The 569-nt window shown below is 46.6% G+C and carries 2 protein-coding genes; both read left to right on the plus strand.

Annotated features, from left to right (window positions below):
- Nucleotides 1-17: 17 nt before the first annotated feature.
- Nucleotides 18-437, plus strand: coding sequence for a nuclear transport factor 2 family protein (locus R7093_RS27075; protein WP_031850281.1), 420 nt, complete (start codon nucleotides 18-20; stop codon nucleotides 435-437).
- Nucleotides 434-569 (plus strand): SDR family NAD(P)-dependent oxidoreductase (locus R7093_RS27080; RefSeq protein WP_318147255.1); only part of this gene is annotated, 136 nt, incomplete at its 3' end. The genes R7093_RS27075 and R7093_RS27080, both read left to right, overlap by 4 nt.

A 569-nucleotide genomic window follows, 5' to 3' on the forward strand; every position in this document is an offset into this window, starting at 1 on the left:
CGTTTGGGAGCGAAAGAATGGACATACAGTCGGTTGGAGACATTTACCAGAAGCTTAACAAAGCGAACCTGCATCTTCTGAAAGACGTTTATCACCAAGATGTGGTGTTTGAAGATTCGGCTCATCGCTTAGAAGGACTGCCTGCTCTTTCTGATTATTTCCAGTCATTGTACGAGAATGTGATTCGCTGTGATTTCATCATCCATGATCATCAGCAGGTTGGGGACACGGGTTTCCTGACTTGGACTATGGATCTTCAACATCCGAAATTACACAAAGGGGCTCCAATCGCTGTGAGCGGTGTTTCCCACATGAAGTTCTCCGATGGCCAAGTCATTTATCACCGAGATTACTTTGATTTGGGTGAAATGCTTTATGAGCATTTGCCTTTGCTTGGCTCTGTCATCAAAACCATTAAGCAAAGGTTGGGGCGATGAATAGTGTCGTTTTAATTACGGGGGCGACCTCCGGGATAGGTAAACAGCTGGCTGTCGATTTTGCTGAGTCTGGTTGGCGTGTCATCGCATGTGGACGCAATGAAGCTGTACTTGCCGAGCTAGCGGCAACTT

It is taken from the genome of Vibrio sp. 1580, assembly GCF_033340055.1.

What these genes read in the sequence shown, in the direction of transcription:
- R7093_RS27075 (WP_031850281.1), top strand. Translation starts at nt 18, where the DNA reads ATGGACATACAGTCGGTTGGAGACATTTACCAGAAGCTTAACAAAGCG.